Annotated in this window: 26 protein-coding genes and 1 other RNA gene; 14 read left to right on the top strand and 13 right to left on the bottom strand. The window is 52.9% G+C overall.

The window, feature by feature from the left end:
* The first annotated feature begins 128 nt into the window (after positions 1-128).
* The 12 genes from garP (at position 129) to tdcG (ending at position 14,386) form a co-directional block, all read left to right on the top strand.
* Positions 129-1,460, top strand: a complete 1,332-nt coding sequence (garP, locus tag AC1MKH_RS21415) for a galactarate/glucarate/glycerate transporter GarP (RefSeq protein ID WP_276220867.1) — start codon at positions 129-131, stop codon at positions 1,458-1,460.
* 28 nt (positions 1,461-1,488) lie between these two features.
* On the top strand, positions 1,489-2,259 hold the full coding sequence (garL, locus tag AC1MKH_RS21410) for a 2-dehydro-3-deoxyglucarate aldolase (protein WP_015962895.1): 771 nt from the start codon (positions 1,489-1,491) through the stop codon (positions 2,257-2,259).
* Positions 2,260-2,289: 30 nt separating this feature from the next.
* Positions 2,290-3,180 (top strand): 2-hydroxy-3-oxopropionate reductase, encoded by an 891-nt coding sequence (gene garR / locus AC1MKH_RS21405; RefSeq protein WP_276220863.1) that lies wholly within the window; start codon positions 2,290-2,292, stop codon positions 3,178-3,180.
* A gap of 96 nt (positions 3,181-3,276) precedes the next feature.
* The gene (gene garK / locus AC1MKH_RS21400) at positions 3,277-4,422 is read left to right on the top strand and encodes a glycerate 2-kinase (protein ID WP_276220862.1); all 1,146 of its coding nucleotides are present in this window, start codon (positions 3,277-3,279) and stop codon (positions 4,420-4,422) included.
* A 32-nt stretch (positions 4,423-4,454) separates the two neighbouring features.
* An RNA gene (rnpB, locus tag AC1MKH_RS21395) (RNase P RNA component class A) lies at positions 4,455-4,835 on the top strand.
* A gap of 690 nt (positions 4,836-5,525) precedes the next feature.
* A complete protein-coding gene (gene tdcA / locus AC1MKH_RS21390; RefSeq protein WP_276220859.1) occupies positions 5,526-6,449 on the top strand; it encodes a transcriptional regulator TdcA in 924 nt (307 codons plus the stop codon).
* A 112-nt stretch (positions 6,450-6,561) separates the two neighbouring features.
* Positions 6,562-7,551, top strand: coding sequence for a bifunctional threonine ammonia-lyase/L-serine ammonia-lyase TdcB (tdcB, locus tag AC1MKH_RS21385; RefSeq protein ID WP_108475019.1), 990 nt, complete (start codon positions 6,562-6,564; stop codon positions 7,549-7,551).
* A gap of 93 nt (positions 7,552-7,644) precedes the next feature.
* Positions 7,645-8,976, top strand: coding sequence for a threonine/serine transporter TdcC (gene tdcC / locus AC1MKH_RS21380; RefSeq protein ID WP_276220857.1), 1,332 nt, complete (start codon positions 7,645-7,647; stop codon positions 8,974-8,976).
* A gap of 31 nt (positions 8,977-9,007) precedes the next feature.
* On the top strand, positions 9,008-10,216 hold the full coding sequence (tdcD, locus tag AC1MKH_RS21375; RefSeq protein WP_276220855.1) for a propionate kinase: 1,209 nt from the start codon (positions 9,008-9,010) through the stop codon (positions 10,214-10,216).
* Between the two features lie 33 nt (positions 10,217-10,249).
* A complete protein-coding gene (pflB, locus tag AC1MKH_RS21370; protein ID WP_276220854.1) occupies positions 10,250-12,544 on the top strand; it encodes a formate C-acetyltransferase in 2,295 nt (764 codons plus the stop codon).
* A gap of 14 nt (positions 12,545-12,558) precedes the next feature.
* Positions 12,559-12,954 (top strand): enamine/imine deaminase, encoded by a 396-nt coding sequence (locus tag AC1MKH_RS21365; protein WP_015962903.1) that lies wholly within the window; start codon positions 12,559-12,561, stop codon positions 12,952-12,954.
* Between the two features lie 67 nt (positions 12,955-13,021).
* Complete coding sequence (tdcG, locus tag AC1MKH_RS21360) at positions 13,022-14,386, top strand: L-serine ammonia-lyase (protein ID WP_276220851.1); 1,365 nt, start codon at positions 13,022-13,024, stop codon at positions 14,384-14,386.
* A gap of 48 nt (positions 14,387-14,434) precedes the next feature.
* Here the strand turns inward: tdcG and AC1MKH_RS21355 are convergent, their stop codons facing one another.
* Together AC1MKH_RS21355 and AC1MKH_RS21350 are read right to left on the bottom strand one after the other, a co-directional pair.
* Positions 14,435-14,596 carry a hypothetical protein gene (locus AC1MKH_RS21355; protein WP_015962905.1) on the bottom strand — a complete coding sequence of 54 codons (162 nt, stop codon included), beginning with the start codon at positions 14,594-14,596 and terminating at the stop codon, positions 14,435-14,437.
* A 25-nt stretch (positions 14,597-14,621) separates the two neighbouring features.
* The gene (locus AC1MKH_RS21350; protein ID WP_276220849.1) at positions 14,622-15,323 is read right to left on the bottom strand and encodes a pirin family protein; all 702 of its coding nucleotides are present in this window, start codon (positions 15,321-15,323) and stop codon (positions 14,622-14,624) included.
* A gap of 105 nt (positions 15,324-15,428) precedes the next feature.
* Here AC1MKH_RS21350 and AC1MKH_RS21345 point away from each other — a divergent pair, with 105 nt between their 5' ends.
* Positions 15,429-16,325, top strand: coding sequence for a LysR family transcriptional regulator (locus AC1MKH_RS21345; RefSeq protein WP_149463942.1), 897 nt, complete (start codon positions 15,429-15,431; stop codon positions 16,323-16,325).
* A 79-nt stretch (positions 16,326-16,404) separates the two neighbouring features.
* Here the strand turns inward: AC1MKH_RS21345 and AC1MKH_RS21340 are convergent, their stop codons facing one another.
* From AC1MKH_RS21340 to AC1MKH_RS21330, 3 genes are all read right to left on the bottom strand, one after another.
* Entirely contained in the window at positions 16,405-16,770 is a 366-nt protein-coding gene (locus tag AC1MKH_RS21340; RefSeq protein WP_108475028.1) for a DUF805 domain-containing protein, read from the bottom strand.
* Between the two features lie 127 nt (positions 16,771-16,897).
* The gene (locus tag AC1MKH_RS21335) at positions 16,898-17,884 is read right to left on the bottom strand and encodes a glutathione S-transferase family protein (protein WP_276220846.1); all 987 of its coding nucleotides are present in this window, start codon (positions 17,882-17,884) and stop codon (positions 16,898-16,900) included.
* A gap of 65 nt (positions 17,885-17,949) precedes the next feature.
* Positions 17,950-18,342 (bottom strand): DoxX family protein, encoded by a 393-nt coding sequence (locus AC1MKH_RS21330; RefSeq protein ID WP_276220844.1) that lies wholly within the window; start codon positions 18,340-18,342, stop codon positions 17,950-17,952.
* Positions 18,343-18,615: 273 nt separating this feature from the next.
* On the opposite strand from AC1MKH_RS21330, the gene AC1MKH_RS21325 reads away from it, so the two are divergent.
* A complete protein-coding gene (locus AC1MKH_RS21325) occupies positions 18,616-19,584 on the top strand; it encodes an Rpn family recombination-promoting nuclease/putative transposase (protein WP_276220842.1) in 969 nt (322 codons plus the stop codon).
* Positions 19,585-19,622: 38 nt separating this feature from the next.
* Here the strand turns inward: AC1MKH_RS21325 and AC1MKH_RS21320 are convergent, their stop codons facing one another.
* The 8 genes from AC1MKH_RS21320 to exuT form a co-directional block, all read right to left on the bottom strand.
* Positions 19,623-19,904 carry a YqjK-like family protein gene (locus AC1MKH_RS21320; protein WP_015962912.1) on the bottom strand — a complete coding sequence of 94 codons (282 nt, stop codon included), beginning with the start codon at positions 19,902-19,904 and terminating at the stop codon, positions 19,623-19,625.
* The gene (locus AC1MKH_RS21315; protein ID WP_015962913.1) at positions 19,897-20,295 is read right to left on the bottom strand and encodes a phage holin family protein; all 399 of its coding nucleotides are present in this window, start codon (positions 20,293-20,295) and stop codon (positions 19,897-19,899) included. The genes AC1MKH_RS21320 and AC1MKH_RS21315 overlap by 8 nt, the downstream gene beginning before the upstream one ends.
* A 2-nt stretch (positions 20,296-20,297) precedes the next feature.
* Positions 20,298-20,603 carry an ElaB/YgaM/YqjD family protein gene (locus tag AC1MKH_RS21310; protein ID WP_327621860.1) on the bottom strand — a complete coding sequence of 102 codons (306 nt, stop codon included), beginning with the start codon at positions 20,601-20,603 and terminating at the stop codon, positions 20,298-20,300.
* 29 nt (positions 20,604-20,632) lie between these two features.
* Positions 20,633-21,001, bottom strand: coding sequence for a DUF1090 domain-containing protein (locus AC1MKH_RS21305; RefSeq protein WP_015962915.1), 369 nt, complete (start codon positions 20,999-21,001; stop codon positions 20,633-20,635).
* Between the two features lie 134 nt (positions 21,002-21,135).
* On the bottom strand, positions 21,136-21,519 hold the full coding sequence (mzrA, locus tag AC1MKH_RS21300; RefSeq protein WP_276220837.1) for an EnvZ/OmpR regulon moderator MzrA: 384 nt from the start codon (positions 21,517-21,519) through the stop codon (positions 21,136-21,138).
* Positions 21,519-22,184 carry a DedA family general envelope maintenance protein YqjA gene (yqjA, locus tag AC1MKH_RS21295; RefSeq protein ID WP_276220835.1) on the bottom strand — a complete coding sequence of 222 codons (666 nt, stop codon included), beginning with the start codon at positions 22,182-22,184 and terminating at the stop codon, positions 21,519-21,521. The genes mzrA and yqjA overlap by 1 nt, the downstream gene beginning before the upstream one ends.
* A gap of 317 nt (positions 22,185-22,501) precedes the next feature.
* Positions 22,502-23,278 carry a transcriptional regulator ExuR gene (gene exuR / locus AC1MKH_RS21290; protein ID WP_015962918.1) on the bottom strand — a complete coding sequence of 259 codons (777 nt, stop codon included), beginning with the start codon at positions 23,276-23,278 and terminating at the stop codon, positions 22,502-22,504.
* Positions 23,279-23,404: 126 nt separating this feature from the next.
* Positions 23,405-24,700, bottom strand: coding sequence for a hexuronate transporter ExuT (gene exuT, locus AC1MKH_RS21285; protein ID WP_276220832.1), 1,296 nt, complete (start codon positions 24,698-24,700; stop codon positions 23,405-23,407).
* Positions 24,701-25,106: the final 406 nt, after the last annotated feature.

Below are 25,106 nucleotides of genomic sequence, written 5' to 3'. Positions count from 1 at the left end.
ATACTGAATCACGATTTCATTGTGTCTGGTTAGTTATCCGATATTCCTGCTGTCGATAAATAATCAGTGAAATATGCCTTAGTACTAAACATATAATATAAGGCATCCTGTACCCGAGGATAAATTAAATGATGCTGGATACTACTGTCGAATCAAAAAAAGGTGTACCAACCCGGTATTTAATCTTACTAATCATCTTTATTGTTACCGCCGTTAACTACGCGGACCGCGCCACGTTATCAATTGCCGGTACGGAAGTGGCCAAAGAGCTGCAATTGAGTGCGGTCTCGATGGGCTATATCTTCTCAGCGTTTGGCTGGGCTTACCTGCTGATGCAGATCCCTGGCGGCTGGCTGCTCGATAAATTCGGCTCGAAGAAGGTTTACTCTTACAGTCTCTTCTTCTGGTCACTGTTTACGTTCCTGCAGGGCTTCGTGGATATGTTCCCACTTGCCTGGGCAGGAATCTCCATGTTCTTTATGCGTTTTATGCTTGGTTTTTCGGAAGCGCCATCCTTCCCGGCCAACGCGCGTATTGTTGCGGCCTGGTTCCCGACTAAAGAGCGTGGCACCGCGTCCGCTATCTTTAACTCGGCGCAGTATTTCTCACTGGCGCTCTTCTCACCGCTGCTGGGCTGGCTGACCTTCGCCTGGGGCTGGGAACATGTCTTTACCGTGATGGGCGTGATTGGTTTTGTGCTGACGGGGCTGTGGATCAAGCTGATTCATAACCCGACCGACCACCCTCGCATGTCGGCGGAGGAGCTGAAGTTTATCTCTGATAACGGCGCCGTGGTCGATATGGATCACAAAAAGCCAGGCAGCACGACACAGGGGCCAAAACTCCACTACATCAAACAGTTATTGACCAACCGCATGATGCTGGGCGTGTTCTTCGGGCAATACTTTATCAACACCATCACCTGGTTCTTCCTCACCTGGTTCCCGATCTATCTGGTGCAGGAAAAAGGGATGTCGATTCTGAAAGTGGGCCTGGTGGCGTCGATTCCGGCACTGTGCGGGTTCGCCGGCGGCGTACTGGGCGGCGTGTTCTCGGATTATCTGATTAAACGCGGGGCCACCATTACGTTAGCGCGTAAGTTACCGATTGTACTGGGTATGTTGCTGGCTTCGACCATCATCCTGTGTAACTACACCGATAACACCGCACTGGTGGTCACGCTGATGGCGCTGGCATTCTTCGGCAAAGGGTTTGGCGCGCTGGGTTGGCCGGTAATTTCCGATACCGCACCGAAAGAAATTGTAGGCCTGTGCGGCGGGGTATTTAACGTGTTTGGCAACGTAGCCTCTATCGTGACTCCACTGGTGATTGGCTATCTGGTTAGTGAACTGCATTCCTTCAACGCCGCGCTGGTCTTCGTCGGCTGTTCGGCACTGATGGCGATGTTCTGCTACCTGTTTGTCGTCGGCGACATCAAGCGTATGGAATTGCAGAAATAATTAACGGTTAAGAGACAAGGTATAAGCGATGAATAACGATATCTTCCCGAATAAATTCAAGGCCGCACTGGCCGCCAAACAGATTCAAATTGGCTGCTGGTCAGCGCTGGCAAGCCCAATCAGCACCGAAGTACTGGGCCTGGCCGGGTTTGACTGGCTGGTGCTGGACGGTGAACATGCACCAAACGATATCTCTACCTTTATTCCGCAGCTGATGGCGCTGAAGGGCAGCAGCAGCGCACCGGTGGTTCGTGTGCCGACTAACGAGCCGGTGATTATTAAGCGTCTGTTGGATATCGGTTTTTATAACTTCCTGATCCCGTTTGTGGAAACCGAAGAAGAAGCCGTGCAGGCCGTGGCATCGACGCGTTATCCGCCAGAAGGCATTCGCGGTGTCTCCGTTTCTCATCGCGCCAATATGTTTGGCACGGTGCCGGACTACTTCGCGCAGTCGAACAAGAACATCACCATCCTGGTACAAATCGAAAGCCAGCAGGGCGTCGATAACGTTGATGCTATTGCGGCGACCGAAGGCGTGGACGGTATTTTCGTTGGCCCAAGCGACCTGGCTGCGGCACTGGGCCATCTTGGCAACGCATCGCACCCGGATGTACAGAAAGCTATTCAGCACATTTTTGCGCGTGCAAAAGCACACGGCAAACCGAGCGGCATTCTGGCCCCGGTTGAAGCGGATGCGCGTCGTTATCTTGACTGGGGTGCGACCTTTGTCGCCGTCGGCAGCGACCTCGGCGTTTTCCGTTCTGCCACGCAGAAACTGGCTGATTCCTTTAAAAAATAACCACCACCGCAATAAGAGAGAGACACAATTATGACGATGAAAGTTGGTTTTATTGGCCTGGGCATCATGGGTAAACCAATGAGTAAAAACCTCATTAAAGCCGGTTACTCGCTGGTGGTTTCCGACCGTAACCCGGAAGTGATTGCTGAACTGATTGCCTTAGGCGCAGAAACCGCCACCACCGCTAAAGCCATTGCCGAGCAGTGTGATGTGATTGTCACCATGCTGCCGAACTCCCCGCACGTGAAAGAGGTTGCGCTGGGTGAAGGCGGAATTATCGAGGGCGCGAAGCCAGGCACCGTATTGATCGACATGAGTTCTATTGCGCCGCTGGCGAGCCGCGAAATCAGCGACGCGTTGAAAGCAAAAGGTGTGGATATGCTGGACGCGCCAGTGAGCGGCGGTGAACCGAAAGCCATCGACGGCACGCTCTCCGTCATGGTCGGTGGCGACAAGGCGATTTTCGACAAATATTACGACCTGATGAAAGCGATGGCGGGCTCCGTGGTGCATACCGGCGAAATCGGCGCGGGTAACGTCACCAAGCTGGCAAACCAGGTGATTGTCGCGCTGAACATCGCCGCAATGTCCGAAGCGCTGACGCTGGCAACCAAAGCGGGCGTGAACCCGGAACTGGTATTCCAGGCGATTCGCGGCGGCCTGGCGGGCAGCACCGTACTGGAAGCCAAAGCGCCCATGGTGATGGACAGAAACTTCAAACCAGGTTTCCGTATCGACTTGCATATCAAAGATCTGGCGAATGCGCTGGACACCTCTCACGGCGTTGGCGCACAGCTTCCGCTTACCGCTGCGGTCATGGAAATGATGCAGGCGCTGCGTGCGGATGGCCTGGGAACGGCGGACCATAGCGCCCTGGCGTGCTACTACGAAAAACTGGCGAAGGTGGAAGTCACTCGCTAATGACGTTGTGCCCGGTGGCGCTTAGCTTACCGGGCCTACATTGTAGGCCGGATAAGTGAAACGCCATCCGGCGTTGTGCAGCAACAGGCTATCACTATGAAAATCGTAATCGCCCCAGACTCTTACAAAGAAAGCCTTTCTGCCTCCGAGGTAGCTCAGGCGATAGAAAAAGGATTTCGGGAAATTTTTCCTGATGCGCAGTATGTTTCTGTTCCGGTTGCTGACGGCGGCGAAGGAACGGTTGAAGCGATGATTGCTGCCACGCAGGGCTCAGAACATCATGCGTGGGTCACCGGGCCTTTGGGCGTAAAGGTGAATGCCAGCTGGGGAATGTCTGGCGACGGAAAAACCGCGTTTATCGAAATGGCGGCGGCCAGTGGGCTGGCGCTGGTTCCTCCGGAAAAACGCAATCCACTGGTGACAACCTCTCGTGGTACCGGTGAGCTCATCCTGCAAGCGCTGGAAAGCGGTGCAACGAACATTATTATCGGCATTGGCGGTAGCGCCACCAATGACGGCGGTGCAGGCATGGTCCAGGCGCTGGGCGCGAAACTCCAGGATGCCAATGGCACCGACATCGGTTTTGGCGGTGGCAGCCTTGAAAGCCTGAATACCATCGATATCTCGGGCCTCGATCCCCGCATTCAGCATTGCAGCATTCGCGTCGCCTGCGATGTCACCAATCCGTTGATCGGCGATAACGGCGCATCCCGCATCTTTGGCCCGCAGAAAGGGGCTGACGAGGCGATGATCCGCGAACTCGATAACAACCTGTCGCACTATGCCGATGTGATTAAGACATCGCTGCGCGTAGACGTTAAAGAGGTGCCCGGCGCGGGCGCCGCAGGCGGTATGGGAGCTGCGCTGATGGCGTTTCTTGGTGCGGAGCTGAAAAGCGGCATTGAGATTGTCACCACGGCGCTGAATCTGGAAGAGCATATTCACGACTGCACGCTGGTGGTCACCGGGGAAGGGCGCATCGACAGCCAAAGCATTCATGGCAAAGTACCGGTTGGCGTGGCAAGCGTGGCGAAAAAGTATCATAAACCGGTGATTGGTATTGCTGGCAGCCTGACGCGTGACGTGGGCGTGGTACATCAATATGGTATCGATGCGGTATTTAGCGTGCTGACCAGTATCGGTACGCTGGAAGAGGCATTTCGCGGTGCATTCGACAACATTTACCGCGCTTCGCGCAACATTGCGGCCACGCTGGCGGTCGGAATGCGCAGCGCGGGGTGACAAGGGCGCGCAAACCCTCTATACTTCGCGCCGAAGCTGACCAGACAGTCGCCGCTTCGTCGTCGTCCTCTTCGGGGGAGACGGGCGGAGGGGAGGAAAGTCCGGGCTCCATAGGGCAAGGTGCCAGGTAACGCCTGGGGGGTGTAACAGCCCACGACCAGTGCAACAGAGAGCAAACCGCCGATGGCCCACGCAAGTGGGATCAGGTAAGGGTGAAAGGGTGCGGTAAGAGCGCACCGCGCGGCTGGCAACAGTCCGTGGCACGGTAAACTCCACCCGGAGCAAGGCCAAATAGGGGTTCATAAGGTACGGCCCGTACTGAACCCGGGTAGGCTGCTTGAGCCAGTGAGCGATTGCTGGCCTAGATGAATGACTGTCCACGACAGAACCCGGCTTATCGGTCAGTTTCACTTTTTTCAGGCAAAAACCCGCTTCGGCGGGTTTTTGCTTTTCTGCCCCGACAACCGCAATTTCCTTCTCTTCCTCCTGCATCAACGAGTGCCATTTTGCAGAATTGCGACACGATGCACAAAACACTGAACGGGTAAAATTTAGCGGTTTTTTATGCTGCCTATCGTGCTTTTGGCTTGATTAATTTCTCGTAAAACAAAACAAAAACAGGGTTTTGAATTATCCGCAATGTTTCACATGGGTTGCTTGTATGTTAATGGTAGTGATCTAAACATATTAACGTGAATGTATGTTTGTCCTGGGTATCTGTGACGCCGTACGAAGAATTTTTTTAATAACAGGCTTTTTTACCAGTTTATTTTATATATTAAAAAGAATGTTAATGCGCACAATAGGGTAAAAAAACGTCCTGAAATTGGTTGAAAGGTGATCTTTTAATTTGATTTTTTATATGTTTAAAGGTGCTTTATTTATCGCCATAAAATAAAGTTATACACCTTATTTTTGTTGATAAAAGTCAGGCTAAAGTCACTTGAATAAATTAATATGCATTTGATTTATAACGTTTTTATTGTATTTTGTGACCTGTGTTTATACAGGTTTAAGGTAAATTGTGAGTAATAGCACACATCTTACTCTCCTATATTTATTAGAATCCCTCTCGCCAAATGGAAATAAAGGGGGAAAGAAAAATGGATAATGTTCTTCTGCCAAAAACACAACAGCTGGTCGTGTTTCAGGAAGTCATTAGAAGTGGTTCTTTTGGTTCAGCTGCCAAGCAGCTTGGGCTTACCCAACCGGCGGTCAGTAAAATTATCAACGACATTGAGTCTAACTTTGGTATCGAGTTGATGGTGCGTAAAAATACCGGCGTCACGCTGACCAGCGCAGGTCAGGTGTTGCTGAGCTACTCAGAATCCATCACCCGTGAAATGAAAAACATGGTCAACGAGATGAACAGCCTGAGCTGCAACAGCGTGGTTGACGTTTCGTTTGGTTACCCATCGCTTATCGGTTTCACCTTCTTACCCGAGATGATTAAAACCTTTAAAACGGTGTTCCCGGCAGCGCAGGTCACCATGTTTGAAGCACAGCTTTCGTCGTTTTTACCGGCCCTGCGTGATGGCCGCTTAGATTTTGCCATTGGTACATTAAGTGATGAAATGCAGCTCCAGGATTTGCAGGTAGAGCCGCTGTTCGAGTCTGAATTTGTTGTCGTCGCATCGAAATCGCGAACGTATACGTCAACGGTCACGCTGGAGTCGCTCTCGAACGAGCAGTGGGTTATGCCGCAAACGGATATGGGTTACTACAAAGAACTTCTCACCACCCTCCATCTTCATCACATCAGCACCGAAAATATTGTAAAAACCGATTCTGTCGTCACCATTTACAACCTGGTGTTGAATGCCGGATTCCTGACGGTGATCCCAAGAGATATGATTGCGCCGTTTGGCTCTAAACAATTTATTACGCTAAAGGTTGAAGATGTATTACCGGTAGCGCGCTATGCAGCCGTGTGGTCTAAAAATTATCGAATTAAAAAATCTGCCTCAGTATTGGTTGATTTGGCGAAAGAATATTCGTCGAAGGCCGGGAAGACAGAAATGAATTAACAGCCTGTTTATTAAAAACAGCTAATAACGTAAACGAAACCCAGAGTTATTAAATACTCTGACACCCTGATTTTGTCTAAACATCAGAAATTAATTCTGATAAGAGGATATGATGCATATTACCTACGATCTGCCTGTAACTCTTGACGATATTCAAACAGCGAAAAAAAGACTGGCCGGTAAAATTTATAAAACCGGGATGCCGCGCTCAAATTATCTTAGCGAACGCTGCAAAGGCGAAATATTTCTGAAGTTTGAAAATATGCAGCGTACGGGCTCCTTTAAAATTCGCGGCGCATTTAACAAACTGAGCGCATTGACGGAAGCTGAACGCCGTAAAGGCGTGGTCGCCTGTTCAGCGGGCAACCATGCGCAGGGCGTCTCTCTTTCCTGCGCGATGCTTGGGATTGACGGCAAGGTTGTGATGCCAAAAGGCGCGCCGAAGTCGAAAGTTGCGGCGACGCAGGATTACTCCGCCGAAGTGATTCTTCACGGCGATAACTTCAACGATACAATTGCCAAAGTGAGCGAAATCGTTGAAACCGAAGGCCGCATCTTTATTCCTCCTTATGATGATGCGCTGGTGATTGCCGGTCAGGGCACCATCGGTCTGGAGATCCTTGAAGACCTTTATGATGTGGATAACGTCATCGTGCCAATTGGCGGCGGCGGCCTGATTGCCGGGATCGCCACGGCGATCAAATCCATCAACCCGACAATCAAAATCATCGGCGTGCAGTCTGAAAACGTACACGGTATGGCAGCATCGTTCTATGCCGGTGAAATCACCAATCACCGTACCTGCACGACGCTGGCTGACGGCTGCGACGTTGCGCGTCCGGGCAACCTGACCTTCGAAATTGTACGTGAGCTGGTTGACGATATTGTTCTGGTCACTGAAGACGAAATTCGCGACAGCATGATTGCATTAATTCAGCGTAATAAAGTGGTGACTGAAGGCGCGGGCGCATTAGCGTCGGCGGCTCTCTTAAGCGGCAAGCTCGATGATTATATTCGTGGCCGTAAAACGGTAAGTATTATTTCAGGCGGGAATATCGACCTTTCTCGTGTTTCCCAAATTACAGGGTATGTTGGTGCTTAATCCATTTTCCTGATCATTATTTACGGGCCGCGCGCTGAACGGCGCTGGCCTGGTATTTAAAGAATGACGGGTACTTTAATCAAAGGATAAGATATGAGTACGACAGAAAGTATTAATGTAAGCCATTCTAAAGAAGCCTCCTGGCGTAAATCGGATACCACATGGACGTTGGGTTTATTCGGTACAGCGATTGGTGCCGGGGTTTTATTCTTCCCAATTCGCGCAGGCTACGGCGGCCTGATCCCAATATTATTAATGCTGTTATTGGCTTATCCCATTGCCTTTTATTGCCACCGCGCGCTGGCGCGCCTGTGCCTTTCCGGATCGAATCCTTCCGGAAACATCACCGAAACGGTAGAAGAGCATTTTGGTAAAACCGGCGGGGTGGTTATCACCTTCCTGTACTTCTTTGCTATCTGCCCGCTGCTGTGGATTTATGGCGTCACCATTACCAACACCTTTATGACCTTCTGGGAAAACCAGCTCCAGATGCCCGCGTTAAACCGTGGTCTGGTTGCGATGCTCCTGCTGCTGTTGATGGCGTTCGTCATCTACTTCGGTAAAGACCTGATGGTAAAAGTGATGAGCTTCCTGGTATTCCCGTTCATCGCGAGTCTGGTGCTGATTTCGCTCTCCCTGATCCCTTACTGGAACTCTGCGGTCATTGACCAGGTCAGCCTGAGCGATATCTCGCTGACCGGTCACGATGGCATTCTGGTCACCGTGTGGCTGGGGATTTCCATCATGGTGTTCTCCTTCAACTTCTCACCAATCGTCTCTTCGTTCGTGGTCTCCAAGCGTGAAGAGTACGAAGGCGAATTTGGCCGTGATTTCACCGAGCGTAAGTGTTCTAAAATCATATCCCGCGCCAGTATGCTGATGGTTGCAGTGGTCATGTTCTTCGCCTTCAGTTGCCTGTTCACGCTCTCTCCGGCAAACATGGCGGAAGCGAAAGCGCAGAACATTCCGGTGCTTTCTTATCTGGCGAACCACTTCTCCTCCATGGCGGGTCAGAAATCGACGTTTGCCACCACGCTTGAGTATGGTGCCTCCATCATCGCGCTGGTTGCTATCTTCAAATCCTTCTTCGGCCACTACCTGGGTACGCTGGAAGGGCTGAATGGCCTGGTACTGAAATTCGGCTACAAAGGCGATAAAACCAAAGTCTCCACCGGCAAACTGAATACCATCAGCATGATCTTCATCATGGGCTCCACCTGGGTGGTGGCTTATGCCAACCCGAACATCCTGGACCTGATTGAAGCCATGGGCGCGCCGATTATCGCTTCTCTGCTCTGTCTGCTGCCGATGTATGCCATCCGTAAAGCACCGTCGCTGGCGAAATACCGTGGCAAGCTGGATAACGTCTTCGTTACCGCGATTGGTCTGCTGACCATTCTGAACATCGTCTACAAACTGTTTTAATTAACATGCTCAGGATGAGCGGAGTCGTAATATGAATGAGTTCCCGGTTGTATTGGTTATTAATAGCGGTTCATCGTCTATTAAATTTTCAGTACTGGATGTTGATACCTGTGATGTATTACTGGCGGGTATCGCGGAGGGTATTAATACTGAGCAGGCGGGTTTAACGGTCAACGGCGGCGATATTTCGCCGCTGTCCCAACCCACTTATGAAGCGGCATTAAGCGCTATCTCATTTGAACTTGAAAAACGCGATTTAATGGACAGTGTGGCCTTAATTGGCCACCGCATCGCCCATGGCGGCGATATCTTTACCCAGTCTGTTTTAATTACTGACGCAGTGATTGACAGTATCCGTAAAGTTTCGCCGCTGGCGCCGTTGCATAACTACGCCAACCTCAGTGGGATTGAGTCCGCCCGCCAGCTTTTCCCGGGCGTACAGCAGGTCGCCGTGTTTGACACCAGCTTCCATCAGACGCTGCCGCCAGAGGCGTATCTCTATGGTTTACCGTGGAAATATACTGAAGAGCTGGGCGTTCGTCGCTACGGTTTCCACGGCACCTCTCATCGTTATGTCGCAAAACAGGCGTATGGCCTGCTGGGGTTACAGGAAGCCGATTCCGGGCTGGTGATTGCGCACCTGGGCAACGGGGCATCTATTTGCGCAGTACACAACGGGCAGAGTGTAGATACGTCGATGGGCATGACGCCGCTGGAAGGCCTGATGATGGGCACCCGCAGCGGTGACGTCGATTTTGGCGCGATGGCGTGGATTGCCAGCCAGACCAACCAGACGATGAGCGACCTTGAGCGCATCGTCAATAAAGAGTCTGGCCTGCTGGGTATTTCCGGATTGTCATCAGATCTGCGCACCCTGGAAAAAGCGTGGCACGAAGGGCATGAGCGCGCGCAGCTGGCGATCAAAACCTTTGTCCATCGCATTGCGCGCCATATTGCCGGACACGCGGCATCCCTGACCCGGCTGGACGGTATTATTTTCACCGGCGGTATCGGTGAAAATTCGGTACTTATCCGCCAAATGGTGATGGAGCATTTACGCGTGCTGGGCGTGGTGGTGAGTCGCGAAATGAATAACCAACCTAATTCCTGCGGCGAACGTATTATTTCTGACGAACGTTCCTGTGTCGTCTGCGCCGTTATTCCGACCAATGAAGAAAAAATGATTGCGCTGGACGCTATCCGTTTAGGAAATATTAATACGGTAGCGGAATACGCCTGAGTTAATCGCTTTTAAAATTGAGAGAAGAGTTTCATGAAGGTAAATATCGATCTTAACGATATGCATTTTGCCGATGCATGGCGCGGTTTTAAGGGTAGCGAATGGCAGGACGAAATTAACGTTCGCGAATTTATTCAGCAGAACTACACGCCGTATGAAGGCGATGAGTCTTTCCTTGCGAAAGCGACATCGGCGACGACCGCATTGTGGGAAAAAGTGATGGAAGGCATTCGTACCGAGAATGCCACTCACGCCCCGGTCGATTTTGACACCAATATCGCGACTACCATTACCGTGCATGATGCGGGTTATATCGAAAAAGATCTGGAAAAAATTGTCGGCCTGCAAACGGATAAACCGCTGAAACGCGCGCTGCATCCGTTCGGCGGCATCAATATGATCAAAAGCTCTTTCGAGGCCTATGGCCGCGAAATGGATGCCGATTTCGAGTACCAGTTCACGTCACTGCGTAAAACCCATAACCAGGGTGTATTTGATGCCTACTCGCCGGATATGCTGCGCTGCCGCAAATCGGGCGTGCTGACCGGCCTGCCGGATGGCTACGGGCGTGGGCGCATTATCGGCGATTACCGCCGCGTGGCGCTGTACGGCATCCGTTATCTGGTGCGCGAACGCGAGCTGCAATTCGCGGACTTACAGAACAAACTGGAGTGGGGCGAAAGCCTGGAAGCCACCATTCGCCTGCGTGAAGAGCTGGCCGAACATCGCCGCGCGCTGCTGCAAATGCAGGAGATGGCAGCGAAGTACGGTTGCGATATCTCGCGCCCGGCGCGTAATGCTCAGGAGGCGGTGCAGTGGCTCTATTTCGCCTACCTGGCGGCGGTGAAATCGCAGAACGGTGGCGCGATGTCGCTGGGCCGCACGGCCACCTTCCTCGATATTTATATTGAGCGTGATATGCAGGCGGGTGAGCTAACGGAACAGCAGGCGCAGGAGCTGATCGACCACTTCATTATGAAGATCCGCATGGTGCGCTTCCTGCGAACCCCGGAATTCGACACGCTCTTCTCCGGCGACCCGATTTGGGCGACGGAAGTGATCGGCGGGATGGGGCTGGATGGCCGCACGCTGGTAAGCAAAAACTCATTCCGTTACCTGCATACCCTGCACACGATGGGCCCGGCACCGGAGCCTAACCTGACCATTCTGTGGTCGGAAGCGCTGCCGAAAGCGTTCAAGCAGTATGCGGCGCAGGTCTCTATCGTCACCTCATCGCTGCAATATGAAAACGATGACCTGATGCGCGCAGACTTTGACAGCGATGACTATGCCATCGCCTGCTGCGTCAGCCCGATGGTTATCGGCAAACAGATGCAGTTCTTCGGTGCGCGCGCCAACCTCGCTAAAACGCTGCTGTACGCCATTAACGGTGGGGTGGACGAGAAGCTGAAAATCCAGGTCGGGCCGAAAACCGCGCCGTTGATGGATGACGTGCTGGATTACGACACCGTGATGGAAAGCCTCGACCACTTTATGGACTGGCTGGCGGTGCAGTACATCAGCGCGCTGAACGTCATTCACTACATGCATGACAAATACAGCTACGAAGCGTCGCTGATGGCGCTGCACGACCGCGATGTCTATCGCACCATGGCCTGCGGTATGGCCGGATTGTCGGTGGCGGCAGATTCCCTGTCGGCTATCAAATATGCCCGCGTAAAACCGATTCGTGATGAAAACGGGCTGGCGGTCGATTTTGAAATCGAAGGCGATTATCCGCAATACGGCAACAATGACGAACGCGTTGACAGCATCGCCTGTGACCTGGTTGAGCGCTTTATGAAGAAAATCAAAGTGCTGCCAACCTACCGTAACGCCGTGCCGACCCAGTCGATTCTGACCATCACCTCGAACGTGGTGTATGGCCAGAAAACCGGGAATACCCCGGACGGTCGCCGCGCGGGCACGCCGTTTGCGCCGGGTGCCAACCCGATGCACGGACGCGATCGCAAAGGTGCGGTTGCCTCGCTGACATCGGTGGCGAAGCTGCCGTTTACTTATGCCAAAGACGGGATTTCCTACACCTTCTCGATTGTTCCGGCAGCGCTCGGCAAAGAGGATGCGGTACGCAAGACCAACCTCGTCGGCCTGCTTGATGGCTATTTCCATCATGAAGCGTCGATAGAAGGCGGCCAGCATCTTAACGTCAACGTGATGAACCGCGACATGCTGCTGGATGCCATCGCGCATCCGGAAAACTACCCGAACTTAACCATTCGCGTCTCTGGCTACGCTGTGCGCTTTAATGCGCTGACGCGTGAGCAGCAACAGGACGTGATTTCCCGAACCTTTACCCAGGCACTTTGAGAACTGGAGAGCGCATGAAAAAGATGATTGAAACCACCCGTGCGCCGGGTGCGATTGGCCCCTACGTACAGGGGATCGATTTAGGAAAAATGATCTTCACCTCCGGGCAGATCCCGGTGAATCCACAAAACGGCGAGATCCCGGCGGATGTGGCGGATCAGGCGCGAATGAGCCTGGAAAACGTCAAAGCCATTATCACGGCGGCGGGCCTTGAGGTGGGGAGTATCGTGAAGACGACGGTATTTATCACTGACCTGAATGATTTTGCGACCATCAACCAGGTTTATCAGCAGTTCTTCGACGATCATCATGCGACCTACCCGACGCGCAGCTGCGTGCAGGTGGCGAGATTACCGAAGGATGTGAAGCTGGAAATTGAAGCGATCGCCGTTCGGGGAGATAGCCTGTAATTCGCTTGTAGCCACACCGGGCTGCTATCCGGTAGCCCGTCTCTGAAGTCGTATCGAGGTCACGGATATGATTAGCACATTCGATATGTTCAAAATCGGCGTTGGGCCATCCAGTTCGCACACGGTTGGGCCGATGAATGCCGGGAAATCCTTTATTGATGAACTCGAGAAGAGTGGGGCGCTGTCGCAAATAACCGGTCTGACGGTCGATCTCTATGGTTCGCTGTCGCTCACCGGGAAAGGGCATGCGACCGATGTTGCGGTGATTATGGGGCTGGCCGGCAATCGCCCGGATAGCGTCGATATTGACGCCATTCCGGCATTTATTCGCGCCGTACAGCGCAGCGGGCGCCTACCGGTCGCGCAGGGCGCTGCCGTGGTGCCGTTCTCTGTGAATGATGACGTGGTCTTTCATGACGAGACTCTGCCGCGCCACGAGAATGGCATGCGTTTTACCGCGCGTCACGGCGACCAGATTCTGCTGAGTAAAACTTACTACTCGGTGGGTGGCGGTTTTATTGTCGAAGAGGAAAAGTTTGGCCAGGCGCATGACATCGAACAGCCGGTGCCGTTTCCATTCCGTTCAGCCAGTGAACTGGTAAAACAGTGTACGGATAACGGGTTGTCTATCTCCGGCCTGATGATGCAAAACGAGCTGGCGCTCAGGAGCAGAGAAGAGATCGACACCGGTTTTGCGCGGATCTGGCACGTCATGCGCACCGGGATCGAGCGCGGTATGAATACGGAAGGCGTGTTGCCAGGGCCGATGAATGTGCCGCGTCGCGCGGTGGCGTTACGGCGGATCCTCGTCTCCAGCGACAGCACATCCAGCGATCCGATGAATGTGATCGACTGGATCAACATGTTCGCGCTGGCGGTCAGTGAAGAGAATGCGGCGGGTGGGCGCGTCGTCACCGCGCCCACCAACGGTGCCTGCGGTATCGTCCCGGCGGTGCTGGCCTATTACGACAAATTCCGTCGTACGGTGAACGGTAACTCCGTGGCGCGTTTCTTACTGACCGCTGGGGCGATTGGCGGCCTGTATAAGCAGAACGCTTCAATTTCCGGTGCGGAAGTGGGCTGTCAGGGAGAGGTAGGCGTCGCGGCCTCGATGGCAGCAGCGGGCCTGACGGAGCTGCTTGGCGGCAGCCCGCAGCAAGTGTGCATGGCGGCGGAAATCGCTATGGAGCATAACCTGGGCCTGACCTGCGACCCGGTTGGCGGACAGGTGCAAATTCCCTGTATCGAGCGTAATGCCATCAACGCGGTGAAAGCGGTCAATGCGGCGCGAATGGCCATCCAGCGTACCAGTGAAGCGCGTGTCTCTCTCGATAAAGTGATCGAGACGATGTATGAAACGGGCAAAGACATGAATGACAAGTACCGCGAAACATCCCGTGGCGGGCTGGCGATAAAAGTAGTGTGCAGTTAATTTTTGAAGGGCTAAAAACAGAAAACCCCGGTTTCCCGGGGTTTCCTTTTATGCCGCTTCCTCTTCCGACTGACGGGTTTGGGCATCTGCGACAATCGCTTCGAGTTCGCCTAACATCTCTTCATAACCGAAACTTACCGGCGCTGAAATGACGGCCTGGGGTTTTACCTGCTTTTTCGCCTGCGGCTTCTTATGGCTTTTTTTACTCATCTGCTCACTCTTTTCATCCTGAAAATTACACCGGTAAATCTATCAGTAAAGCGCGCAGCGGCGTATCGGCAACCAGCGTTATGTTATCTTCGTCACGAATAAATGCGCCGTCACCGCAGGTGAGCGCTCCTTTTTCCAGCGCCTGCGTCTCTGCATGCACGGTACCGTGGATCGACTGCAGATAAGCGCGCGGACCGTTGAGGTGGAAACTGACTTTCTCACCTTTTTTCAATTCGATATGGTGTATCCACACCTTCTGACGCAATTGCAGGCTGCCGTCTGCGCCGTCTGGCGAAGCCAGAAGTTGTGGTGAAGCATCTGCAATGTCCACTTTCTGAACCAGCGGGTTTTCACGTTCCGGGCAGGCGTCAAGCCAGAGCTGCATCCGGGTGAGTGGTTTATCCTTACTGACATTATGTTCGCTGTAGCTGATGCCCGGCTGGGTCGAAATCAGCAGCGCTTCGCCTGCTTTCGCCTGGACATGATGGCCTTCGCTGTTGCGGTACTCCGCTTCCCCTTCGAGGATAATGTTGAGGATATCCACTTTCGGGTAAGTTCGCGGCTGGAAGGAGGCCCCTGGTGCCAGCACTTCCTGGTTCAGGACACGCAAAGAGGCGTATCCCAGCAGTTTCGGGTCAAAGTAGTGTCCAAAGGAGAAAGTGTAGCGAGCCTGGAGCCAGCCGAAGTCCGCCTGTCCACACTGTTTGGCTGTTCGGGTAGTAATCATAGTTTTTGACCTCTCTTTACACTAAATCAATGGTAAAGGTATGGACGCTGCATTGTTAGCCAGATATTCTGCCCGGTATATTCAAATTTCCTGAATGATAAAACGATGGCTAAAGAGAGAGCATTAACGCTGGAAGCCCTGCGGGTGATGGATGCAATCGACCGTCGCGGCAGCTTTGCCGCTGCGGCTGATGAGCTGGGACGCGTTCCGTCGGCATTAAGCTACACCATGCAAAAACTGGAAGAAGAACTGGATGTTGTGCTGTTCGACCGCTCAGGTCATCGAACAAAATTCACCAATGTCGGGCGTATGTTGCTGGAACGCGGGCGCGTACTGCTGGAAGCGGCGGATAAGCTGACGACGGACGCCGAAGCACTGGCGCGCGGGTGGGAAACGCATCTGACGATTGTCACCGAAGCGCTTATTCCAACGCCTACGCTCTACCCGCTGATCGAGAAGCTGGCGTTGAAAGCCAACACCCAGTTGTCGATTATCACCGAAGTGCTGGCCGGTGCGTGGGAACGCCTGGAGCAAGGGCGTGCGGATATCGTGATTGCGCCGGATATGCATTTCCGCTCGTCATCGGAAATTAACTCCCGCAAACTCTATTCGGTGATGAACGTTTACGTCGCCGCGCCAGATCACCCGATTCATCAGGAGCCGGAACCGCTCTCTGAAGTGACGCGCGTGAAGTACCGCGGCGTGGCGGTGGCGGATACCGCCCGTGAACGCCCGGTGCTGACGGTGCAGTTACTGGATAAACAGCCGCGCCTGACGGTCACGTCGATGGAAGATAAACGCCAGGCGTTATTGGCCGGTTTAGGCGTGGCGACCATGCCGTATCCGCTGGTGGAAAAAGATATCGCCGAGGGGCGTTTGCGGGTAGTGAGCCCGGAATACACCAACGAAGTGGAAATTATCATGGCGTGGCGTCGCGACAGCATGGGCGAAGCGAAGTCGTGGTGTCTGCGGGAAATTCAGAAGCTGCTGGCGGTTAAGTAGTCATTATGTTCAGCGCCTTATCCGGCCTACAGGATTTGCGTAGGCCGGATAAGCGAAGCGCCATCCGGCAATAAATGCACTACGAATTCAACTTCGGATCCGCCCCAAAGCGGTTTTCGCCCGGCGTACCTGACTGGCAGTTGAAGATAATAATCACCAGCCAGCCGATAATCGGGATGATCAGCAGCAACAGCCACCAGGCTGAGCGGTCGGTATCGTGCAGACGTCGGAACTGGACGGCCCACCAGGGCAGGAAAATCAGCACACCATAAATTGTTGTCAGAATGCCTTCACCGCTGGCGCGTTGCCAGCCCAGCATCTTATCGAGAATACCCAGCACCAGCGTAAAGATGACGTTGACCAGAATAAACATCCAGTACTCTTTACGGCGCGCGCGGCCCCCAAAACCGATGTAATTTCGTAGAACTTTGAGATACCAATCCATTTTCTGCCTCAGCTATTCGTTAATCACTTGTTTTCTAAGCGATCGAATTAAGAATAGCCGTGAATGAAACGGTGGTAAATATTGGTGTCACCAATTAATAGGGCATCCCGGAGGATGCCCTGTGTCATTAGCGGAAGCGCTCATCACGCCCGTGTGGCTCGTCGAGATCCTGCCACGGCCCAATGGAAATGATTCCCGTAGGGTTAATGGTTTTATGGCTGCGGAAATAGTGATTGCGGATGTGATCGAAATTCACCGTTTCGGCAATGCCCGGCATCTGATAGATATCGCGCATAAAACCGTGCAGGTTCAGGTAATCGCTGATGCGGTGCTTGTCACACTTAAAGTGCGTCACATAAACCGGATCAAAGCGAATCAGTGTAGTCCACAGACGAATATCGGCTTCAGTAAGCTGATTACCCGTCAGATAACGATGCTGACCGAGGATCTGCTCAAGGCGTTCCAGTGAGGTAAAGACTTTCTCCACCGCGTCGCTGTAGGCGTCCTGGCTGGTGGCAAAACCGGCTTTGTAGACGCCGTTATTTACGGTGTCGTAGATCCAGCCGTTCAGCTCATCAATTTGCGCGCGCAGGGCAACAGGGTAGTAATCGCCTGCTTTCGCGCCCAGACCGTCGAAGGCCGTATTGAACATGCGAATGATTTCGGCAGATTCGTTACTGACGATGGTATGGTTTTTCTTATCCCACAGCACCGGTACGGTAACGCGCCCGGTATAGTGCGGATCGGCATGCAGATAGAGTTGATACAGGAATTCATGCTGATACAGCGTATCGCCGGTCGCTGCCGGGAAGCTGTCATCAAAGGTCCAGCCATTTTCCAGCATCAGCGGGTTAACCACGGAAACGGAAATAAACGGCTCCAGGCCTTTCAGTTTACGCAGAATCAGCGTGCGGTGTGCCCACGGACAGGCGAGCGAGACGTACAGGTGATAGCGATCTTTCTCAGCGGCAAAGCCGCCGACGCCCGATGGGCCTGCTTCGCCATCCGCAGTGAGCCAGTTACGGAATGCCGAGACTGAACGTTGAAATTTACCCCCGGTGGATTTGGTGTCGTACCAGGTGTCATGCCAGACGCCGTCAATCAGTTGTCCCATTTTTTCTCTCCTTCAGATGGCAAAAGCGAGGAGATGTCTCCTCGCTTTGATTCAGTATAGTGCGATTACCATTTTTTATTCAGCACGCGGTCGATGCTGAATGCGCCCGGGCCAGTGATAGCCAGCAGCAGGAAACCGCCCGCGATGGTGAGGTTTTTCATAAACATCAGCGAGTTTACGCCTTCCGCAAAGTTACTGTGGAACAGGAACGCGGTCAGGATGGTGAAGCCCGCGGTAATCAATGCGGTGGTACGGGTCAGGAAACCAAACAGCACTGCCAGACCGCCGCCAAACTCAAGCAGAATAACCAGCGGCAGCATAAAGCCAGGGACGCCCATTGCTTCCATATATTGTTGGGTACCCGCATAACCGGTGATTTTGCCCCAACCTGCGGTAATGAACAGGATTGGCATCAGGATGCGCGCTACCAGTACACCAACATCTTCTAATTTTTTCATCTTATAACTCCAGGAAACCCATCGGGCGAACAATGTTATTTATTGTGCAAATACACGTTGATGCTGTGTGCCTGCTGTCGATGGAAAGAAGAATACCTGCGGCCTGGATCAATTGTTAGCAAGGAAAACTGTCGAATTGCTTCAAAAATTCTGAGTAATGCAATGCAAGATGAATATTTTTGTCGAGGCTGCTCGGGGAGTGGTGAATTGCCTGCTGACGGCGAGGTTTATCGGCAGGATACTCGGCGCAGGACACTTATCGGACAGGATGTCATGACTGAGACAACGACCTCGACACCGCATGATGCTGTTTTTAAAACGTTTATGACCCACCCGGAAACCGCTCGCGACTTTCTGGCAATTCATCTTCCCGCCCCTTTACGTGCGCAGTGCGACCTGTCGACGCTGCAGCTGGAATCGAGCAGCTTTATCGACGAGGAGCTGAAGGAAACGCACTCCGATGTGCTGTGGTCTGTGAATACGGCGCAGGGGAAAGGGTATGTCTATGCGCTGGTTGAGCATCAAAGCACGGCCCAGAAGAACATGACCTTTCGCCTGATGTACTATGCCTTTTCCGCGATGCATCGCCATCTCAAAAACGTCGATAACCAGTTGCCTTTGGTTATCCCGATTCTGTTTTATCATGGCGAACGTAGCCCTTATCCCTATTCCATGCGCTGGTGGGAAGCGTTTAGTCATCCGGCACTGGCGAAACAGCTCTATTTCGAGGCGCTGCCGCTGGTGGATATCACGGTGCTGTCAGACGATGAGATAGCCACGCATCGGCGAATGGCGGTGCTGGAATTTCTGCAAAAGCATATTCGCCGCCGCGATCTTCTCGAGCTCACCGATGCGCTGGCAAGGCTTTTAGCGCCAGGTTACACTACCCAAAGCCAGTTCGATGCGATGATGAGCTATATCGCGCAGGCTGGCCATTCCGCCAGTCTGTTCGTCTTTTTTCGCCGGCTGGCGCGTAAGGTACCTCAACACAAGGAGACGTTGATGACGATTGCGGAGTGGATGGAAAAAGAGCGGGAAAAAGGGATCGATTTTGGCCGTCGGTTAGGGATGAACAAAGGGCGTCGCGAAGGTTTTAGTAAAGGGCTCGATAAGGGTTTTGATAGAGGCGAACGCAACGCCAAACGCCAAATCGCCCAGGCATTATTAGCCACCGGCATCGACGTGGCGATTATCGCCAAAACCACCGGCTTGACAGTTGCCGAGATAGAAGCGCTCGCCTAAAAACAAGGCCCGGCATGGTATACCGGGCCTGTGTCAGATTAACGTAGCGTGTTTTTCACCAGCCGCCAGGCGCTCCAGACGCTGAATCCGCGTCGTGCCCAGCGCACCAGCCTGTTCGGCTGACGCAAACCCCAGACGGCGAATACGCCGCTACCTGCCAGGGCCCAGGTCCGCAGGCTGAGCAGCATCGCCCATTTGCGGTCGTAGACGTGGGTGAGTTCCAGCCAGTCGCGTCGGCCCGCACTTAAGTCCAGCCGCTGTTGCTGAATCTGGCTCAGCAAATACGCCTTACGCGCCTCACGCTCCTTTCGGTTACTCACGATCGTCCTCCAGCAGCGCCCGGTCGTTGGCCAGTTCGTGACGCGTGTGACGCAGCAGGGTTGAGCGTCGCACTTTACGTAACGTCCAAAGGCCACCGATTAACGCCAGCACCAGCAAGGTGACGGTGGTGCCAATCATCACGTTCAGTCGATATTGCGGATCGACCGCCCAGATAATCAGCACCAGCAGGCTCATCAGACCGAAAGCGGCAAACAGCAGGGTTAAGCCAACCAGCAGTAATAGCTGGAAGATGTTGGCTTTCTCTTCTTCCAGCTCCACCACCGCAAGGCGCACCCGCGTCTCAACCATCTGCACCAGTACGGTCACCAGACGTTGGCCGATGCCGAGGATATTTTTCCCCGGGCCTTGTGTGTGTTGATAATCCGCCATTATTAGCGACGCGTCAGCAGCACGCCCAGTACCAGACCGACCGCAGCCCCAATACCCACGCCCGTCCACGGGTTCTCACGCACATAACCGTCGGCACGCGCCGCGGCTTCACGGGTCTGTTTGGCCAGCGCATCGCTGGTTTCGCCCAGGCGATGGCGGCTCTCTTTCAGCGCGCTTTCCGCTGTACTGCGCAGCTTACTTATCTCTTCTTTCGACTTATCAGAGGAGCTATTCAGTACTTCTTCCAGGGTGTCAGCCAGTGATTTCAGTTCCGCGCGCAGGTTATCTGCATTGGTATCTTTAGACATGATGCTCTCCTGTTTGAATGTCCATGTGCTTAGTACTGGCGAGACTCCAGTTCTTTAAGCTCGTGCTGAGATTCCGCGAGTTTGTGCTCGCGTTTAGTAATTTTATCCGCATCGCCTTTTTGCTTTGCTTCATGCAGGTCACGCTGACGTTCGGCGATCTCTTCTTTCTGCTCGGCAATTTTTTTCTGATGATCGGCGCGTAACTTACTGTCGGAACAGTTTGCTTTGACCTCACTCAACGCTTTTTTCAGGCCATTAATGCGGTTTTGATTGTTATGCTTTTCGGCATAGCTGATCTCACGCTGGATGTCCTGTTCTTTCTCCTGACACAGTGTGGTCGCGCTTGCGCCAGCGGTGAGGGAAAGAAGTGCGATGGTCAGTGCGATGCGGTATTTCATGTAAGAAACCTTCCATTGTGTTAAGTACATCAGGAATGTACGGGTTCCAGTAACGGGGGTAATAGATTACGCCCACTTACTTAAGCATAGTTAGAAAAATGGGAAATCACCAAAGCCAGTGATTAGATACAGAATTATCCAAAGCGATGCGGCGTGTCGCGCAACAGCGAAAGCCAGGTGGTGGCATCGCGATCGTCATCCTGCTGGGCGATGATGTACTCATGCGGCAGCGTGCTGTCGAGCACCTTTTTGGCTGCGGCGCTTTGCGCGCTGGACTCAAATTTAATGAGTAGCGCATCGTTTTGCGGCGTAATGCTTTTGAACTGAATGCCGTTAGCATCCAGATGATGCCAGATGGAGAAGCCATCCGGCATGCTGGCGCCCTGATTGAGCGGGCGAATCGCCAGCGTGGATTCTTTCTGCTGTAACGCCGCGCAGAGCCAGAGAATGGCGCAAAACAGCAGCAATGCGCCAAGGCTCAGGGTAAATCGACGTAGCGTGACCTGTTTCAGCCCCATTATGAGCTCCGGTTGCCGTATTTTTTCTTCCACAGAACAACCAGCGACCCCACCAGACCAATCACCAACAGGGCTACCGGCAACAGCATCAGACAGGACATCAGCGCGTCTTCATACTTCAGGAATACCGGCGTTTTGCCAAGCAGGTATCCCAGCGAAGTGAGGATAAGCACCCACAGCAGGCCACTCATCCAGTTAAAGAACTGGAAACGGGCATTGCTCAGGCCGGATATCCCGGCGATGGTTGGCAACAGGGTACGCACGAAGGCGATGAAGCGGCCAATCAGCAACGCGGAGAGACCGTGTTTATGGAACAGATGATGTGCACGCTGGTGATAGTGGGCCGGAAGATGCGAAAGCCAGTTCTGCACAAGGCGCGTATTCCCCAGCCATCGCCCCTGAATATAACTGAGCCAGCAGCCAAGGCTTGCGGCGGTAGTCAGCAGAAGAATGGTTTGTGGGAAACCCAGCGCGCCTTTGGCAATCAGAACGCCAATCAGCACCAGCAGGCTATCGCCTGGCAGGAAGGCAGCAGGTAACAGCCCATTCTCAAGGAACAGGATCATAAACAAGACGAAGTAGAGCATGCCAATCATGGACGGATTCGACAGGGTTTCGAAATCCTGGCTCCATAACGCATTTAATAACTGGGATAATAGTTCCATTCACGATTCCTGGTACAACGATTAACGTAACGCCTGAACGAACTGCGACATTGTTTATATTTTAATCGGTCGCGGTAAACACATCCGTGTTAATGGCGAAGTAAGCAATTGCTAACTCACAGAACGACAAAATGCATCTAATTGTAACAAACACCTGAGTTTTACGTCATAGATTTTGCAGTTTGTTGAGGTTTGATTTTGCGGGTTGCGTGGGTGAGAGGCGAGGGTATTTACAAAGGCTGACACTATATATGTTTTGCTTACCCACATTAAACGTCAGGCCAGTCTGAAGACTGGCCTGGGAAGGGATCGGGCGATTATTTGGTGCCGTTGGCGGCGGTGTCGAGATGCACGACCGGGTTCTCTGCGAAGAGATAGCGGTCGGCATTAAATTCGAAGTCATCGCTGGTTTCGTTAAACAGCATCAGCTTGGTGTTTTCCAGATGCTGCCACATCGCCAGTTTGGCGGCATGCGGGTCTTTGCGGATCAGCGCTTTCAGAATTTGGTCGTGGTCATCACACCAGTTATCGACCGTACGCGCATCAATATGCTCATGCAGTTTTTTCCAGTACGGGTTATGGCTGCGCTGGGTCCACATTTTCTCGACGATGGCGGCAAGGGCGGTATTCTGCGTGGCCAGCGCGACCTGAATGTGGAATTGCAAATCCCATTCGGAGTCGCGGAAACACTTCTCGTTGCGCGCTTTGTCCTGGATCTCCATCAGCTTCATGATGTCCTGCTTGGTCACCTGCGTGGCGGCAAACTCGGCAATATTACTTTCAATGAGCTGGCGGGCCTGGAGCAGCTCAAACGGGCCGTAATTGGCGAATTCCATGGATTCGTCAGGCACCTGCTGATGGCGTGGCGTATTGGAAATAACATGAATGCCGGAACCTTTACGCACTTCCACGTAACCTTCGACTTCCAGCATGATAATGGCTTCACGAACCACCGTACGGCTAACGCATTTTTCGTCAGCAATAAAGCGCTCGGCAGGCAGCTTGTCGCCCACGAGATAGACGCCTTGCTCAATGCGCTCTTTCAGCTCAGCGGCAAGTTGCTGATATAAACGACGTGCGTCAGTGATTTCCATATTCTCTCCAGGCAGGGTACGGCAGATTAGATTTGTTATACCACTTTTACGAGGATCTAACCATAACGCCGCATGAAAAAAGCCGCCAGAGGAGGCGGCTTTTGCTACATGTTTAACACGCTCAAACTAGCTTTGCGTCGCCGGTTGATGCGTTTCTTGCTCAACCTCGTCAGCCGGTTTGTTTTTCAGTACCGTCCAGATAACCAGCGCACCCAGCAGGTCAAATACCGCCAGTACCGCGAACAGCGGGCTGAAGCCGATGGTATCTGCCAGCGCACCGACAACCAGTGCGAACAGGGTACTTGCCAGCCAGGCGGACATCCCGGTCAGGCCGTTAGCCGTGGCCACTTCGTTACGACCGAATACGTCAGAAGAGAGCGTAATCAGCGCGCCAGACAGCGCCTGGTGAGCAAAGCCACCGATGCACAGCAGGCCGATTGCAACATACGGGCTGGTGAACAGACCAATCATACCAGGGCCAATCATCAGCAGGGCGCCCATGGTGACAACCATTTTACGGGAAACAATCAGGTTCACGCCAAACCAGCGCTGGAACAGCGGCGGCAGGTAACCCCCCACGATACAACCCAGGTCAGCAAACAGCATTGGCATCCAGGCGAACATGGCGATTTCTTTCAGGTTAAAGCCATACACTTTAAACATGAACAGCGGGATCCAGGCGTTGAAGGTACCCCAGGCTGGTTCTGCCAGGAAACGCGGCAGGGCAATACCCCAGAACTGACGGTTACGCAGGATCTGACCAACGGACATTTTCTTCGCCGTACCGACCTGGTGCTGTGCTTCCTGACCATTAATGATGTAGTCGCGTTCTTCATCAGTCAGTTTTTTCTGATCACGCGGATGTTTGTAGAACACCAGCCAGGCCATCGCCCAGATGAAGCTCAGCACACCGGAGATAATAAATGCCATCTGCCAGCTGTGCATAACGATTGCCCATACCACCAACGGAGGAGCAATCATCGCACCGATTGAAGAGCCGACGTTGAAGTAACCGACCGCGATAGAACGTTCTTTCGCCGGGAACCATTCGGAGCTCGCTTTCAGGCCAGCCGGGATCATCGCAGCTTCTGCCGCACCGACCGCACCACGCGCCAGCGCCAGGCCGCCCCAGCTACCTGCCAGCGCAGTCGCGCCGCAGAACACAGCCCATGCAACGGCGAAGAAGGCGTAACCAATTTTGGTGCCCAGAATATCCAGCACGTACCCGGCAACAGGCTGCATCACCGTATAGGCCGCGGAGTAAGCGGCAATGATATAGGAGTATTGCTGTGTAGAAATGTGCAGCTCTTCCATCAGGGTAGGAGCAGCAGCTGCAACGGTATTACGCGTCAGGTATCCGAGCACGGTGCCCATTGTCACCAGTGCGATCATGTACCAACGTAACCCTTTAATTTTACGCATGTAAACCTCATCGTGTCGTTATTCCGCATCTTCATACGGTCTTCATCCAGTACTACGGGAGGATGTCTCAATCGAGGGGCTTACCGGGAGAACCCGGTACGACCCGAACCTTGCCTTCGTACTTGTGCTTAATTCGGTATCCGTACCGTTAAGTCAGTTGTATCTTTCACCAACAATGCATTCCGTCGGCTTATGTTTGACGGGGTGCACAATAACTTGTCATACAACTTTAAAAGGTGAATGCTGTCACAAAAGAGGTATTTTACGTGTGGGTATAGGTGGTAGGGCTTGAAGCCAGTCGTGGCGCGGTCTGTGTCGCTTTTTTTAGTTTTTTAATGTCATTTTTTGTCAATTTTTATTGATCTAACTCACGAAAAAATCTTCGGCTTGACGAAATTGGTGTGAT

The organism is Pseudocitrobacter sp. CD920760, assembly GCF_057782505.1.
The sequence above is the reverse complement of the archived record's forward strand: the minus strand, read 5'-3'. Positions and strand labels throughout refer to the sequence as shown.

Coding starts and splice junctions, on each gene's coding strand:
- garP (WP_276220867.1), top strand. CDS start 129: ATGATGCTGGATACTACTGTCGAATCAAAAAAAGGTGTACCAACCCGG.
- garL (WP_015962895.1), top strand. CDS start 1,489: ATGAATAACGATATCTTCCCGAATAAATTCAAGGCCGCACTGGCCGCC.
- garR (WP_276220863.1), top strand. CDS start 2,290: ATGACGATGAAAGTTGGTTTTATTGGCCTGGGCATCATGGGTAAACCA.
- garK (WP_276220862.1), top strand. CDS start 3,277: ATGAAAATCGTAATCGCCCCAGACTCTTACAAAGAAAGCCTTTCTGCC.
- tdcA (WP_276220859.1), top strand. CDS start 5,526: ATGGATAATGTTCTTCTGCCAAAAACACAACAGCTGGTCGTGTTTCAG.
- tdcB (WP_108475019.1), top strand. CDS start 6,562: ATGCATATTACCTACGATCTGCCTGTAACTCTTGACGATATTCAAACA.
- tdcC (WP_276220857.1), top strand. CDS start 7,645: ATGAGTACGACAGAAAGTATTAATGTAAGCCATTCTAAAGAAGCCTCC.
- tdcD (WP_276220855.1), top strand. CDS start 9,008: ATGAATGAGTTCCCGGTTGTATTGGTTATTAATAGCGGTTCATCGTCT.
- pflB (WP_276220854.1), top strand. CDS start 10,250: ATGAAGGTAAATATCGATCTTAACGATATGCATTTTGCCGATGCATGG.
- AC1MKH_RS21365 (WP_015962903.1), top strand. CDS start 12,559: ATGAAAAAGATGATTGAAACCACCCGTGCGCCGGGTGCGATTGGCCCC.
- tdcG (WP_276220851.1), top strand. CDS start 13,022: ATGATTAGCACATTCGATATGTTCAAAATCGGCGTTGGGCCATCCAGT.
- AC1MKH_RS21355 (WP_015962905.1), bottom strand. CDS start 14,596: ATGAGTAAAAAAAGCCATAAGAAGCCGCAGGCGAAAAAGCAGGTAAAA.
- AC1MKH_RS21350 (WP_276220849.1), bottom strand. CDS start 15,323: ATGATTACTACCCGAACAGCCAAACAGTGTGGACAGGCGGACTTCGGC.
- AC1MKH_RS21345 (WP_149463942.1), top strand. CDS start 15,429: ATGGCTAAAGAGAGAGCATTAACGCTGGAAGCCCTGCGGGTGATGGAT.
- AC1MKH_RS21340 (WP_108475028.1), bottom strand. CDS start 16,770: ATGGATTGGTATCTCAAAGTTCTACGAAATTACATCGGTTTTGGGGGC.
- AC1MKH_RS21335 (WP_276220846.1), bottom strand. CDS start 17,884: ATGGGACAACTGATTGACGGCGTCTGGCATGACACCTGGTACGACACC.
- AC1MKH_RS21330 (WP_276220844.1), bottom strand. CDS start 18,342: ATGAAAAAATTAGAAGATGTTGGTGTACTGGTAGCGCGCATCCTGATG.
- AC1MKH_RS21325 (WP_276220842.1), top strand. CDS start 18,616: ATGACTGAGACAACGACCTCGACACCGCATGATGCTGTTTTTAAAACG.
- AC1MKH_RS21315 (WP_015962913.1), bottom strand. CDS start 20,295: ATGGCGGATTATCAACACACACAAGGCCCGGGGAAAAATATCCTCGGC.
- AC1MKH_RS21310 (WP_327621860.1), bottom strand. CDS start 20,603: ATGTCTAAAGATACCAATGCAGATAACCTGCGCGCGGAACTGAAATCA.
- AC1MKH_RS21305 (WP_015962915.1), bottom strand. CDS start 21,001: ATGAAATACCGCATCGCACTGACCATCGCACTTCTTTCCCTCACCGCT.
- mzrA (WP_276220837.1), bottom strand. CDS start 21,519: ATGGGGCTGAAACAGGTCACGCTACGTCGATTTACCCTGAGCCTTGGC.
- yqjA (WP_276220835.1), bottom strand. CDS start 22,184: ATGGAACTATTATCCCAGTTATTAAATGCGTTATGGAGCCAGGATTTC.
- exuR (WP_015962918.1), bottom strand. CDS start 23,278: ATGGAAATCACTGACGCACGTCGTTTATATCAGCAACTTGCCGCTGAG.
- exuT (WP_276220832.1), bottom strand. CDS start 24,700: ATGCGTAAAATTAAAGGGTTACGTTGGTACATGATCGCACTGGTGACA.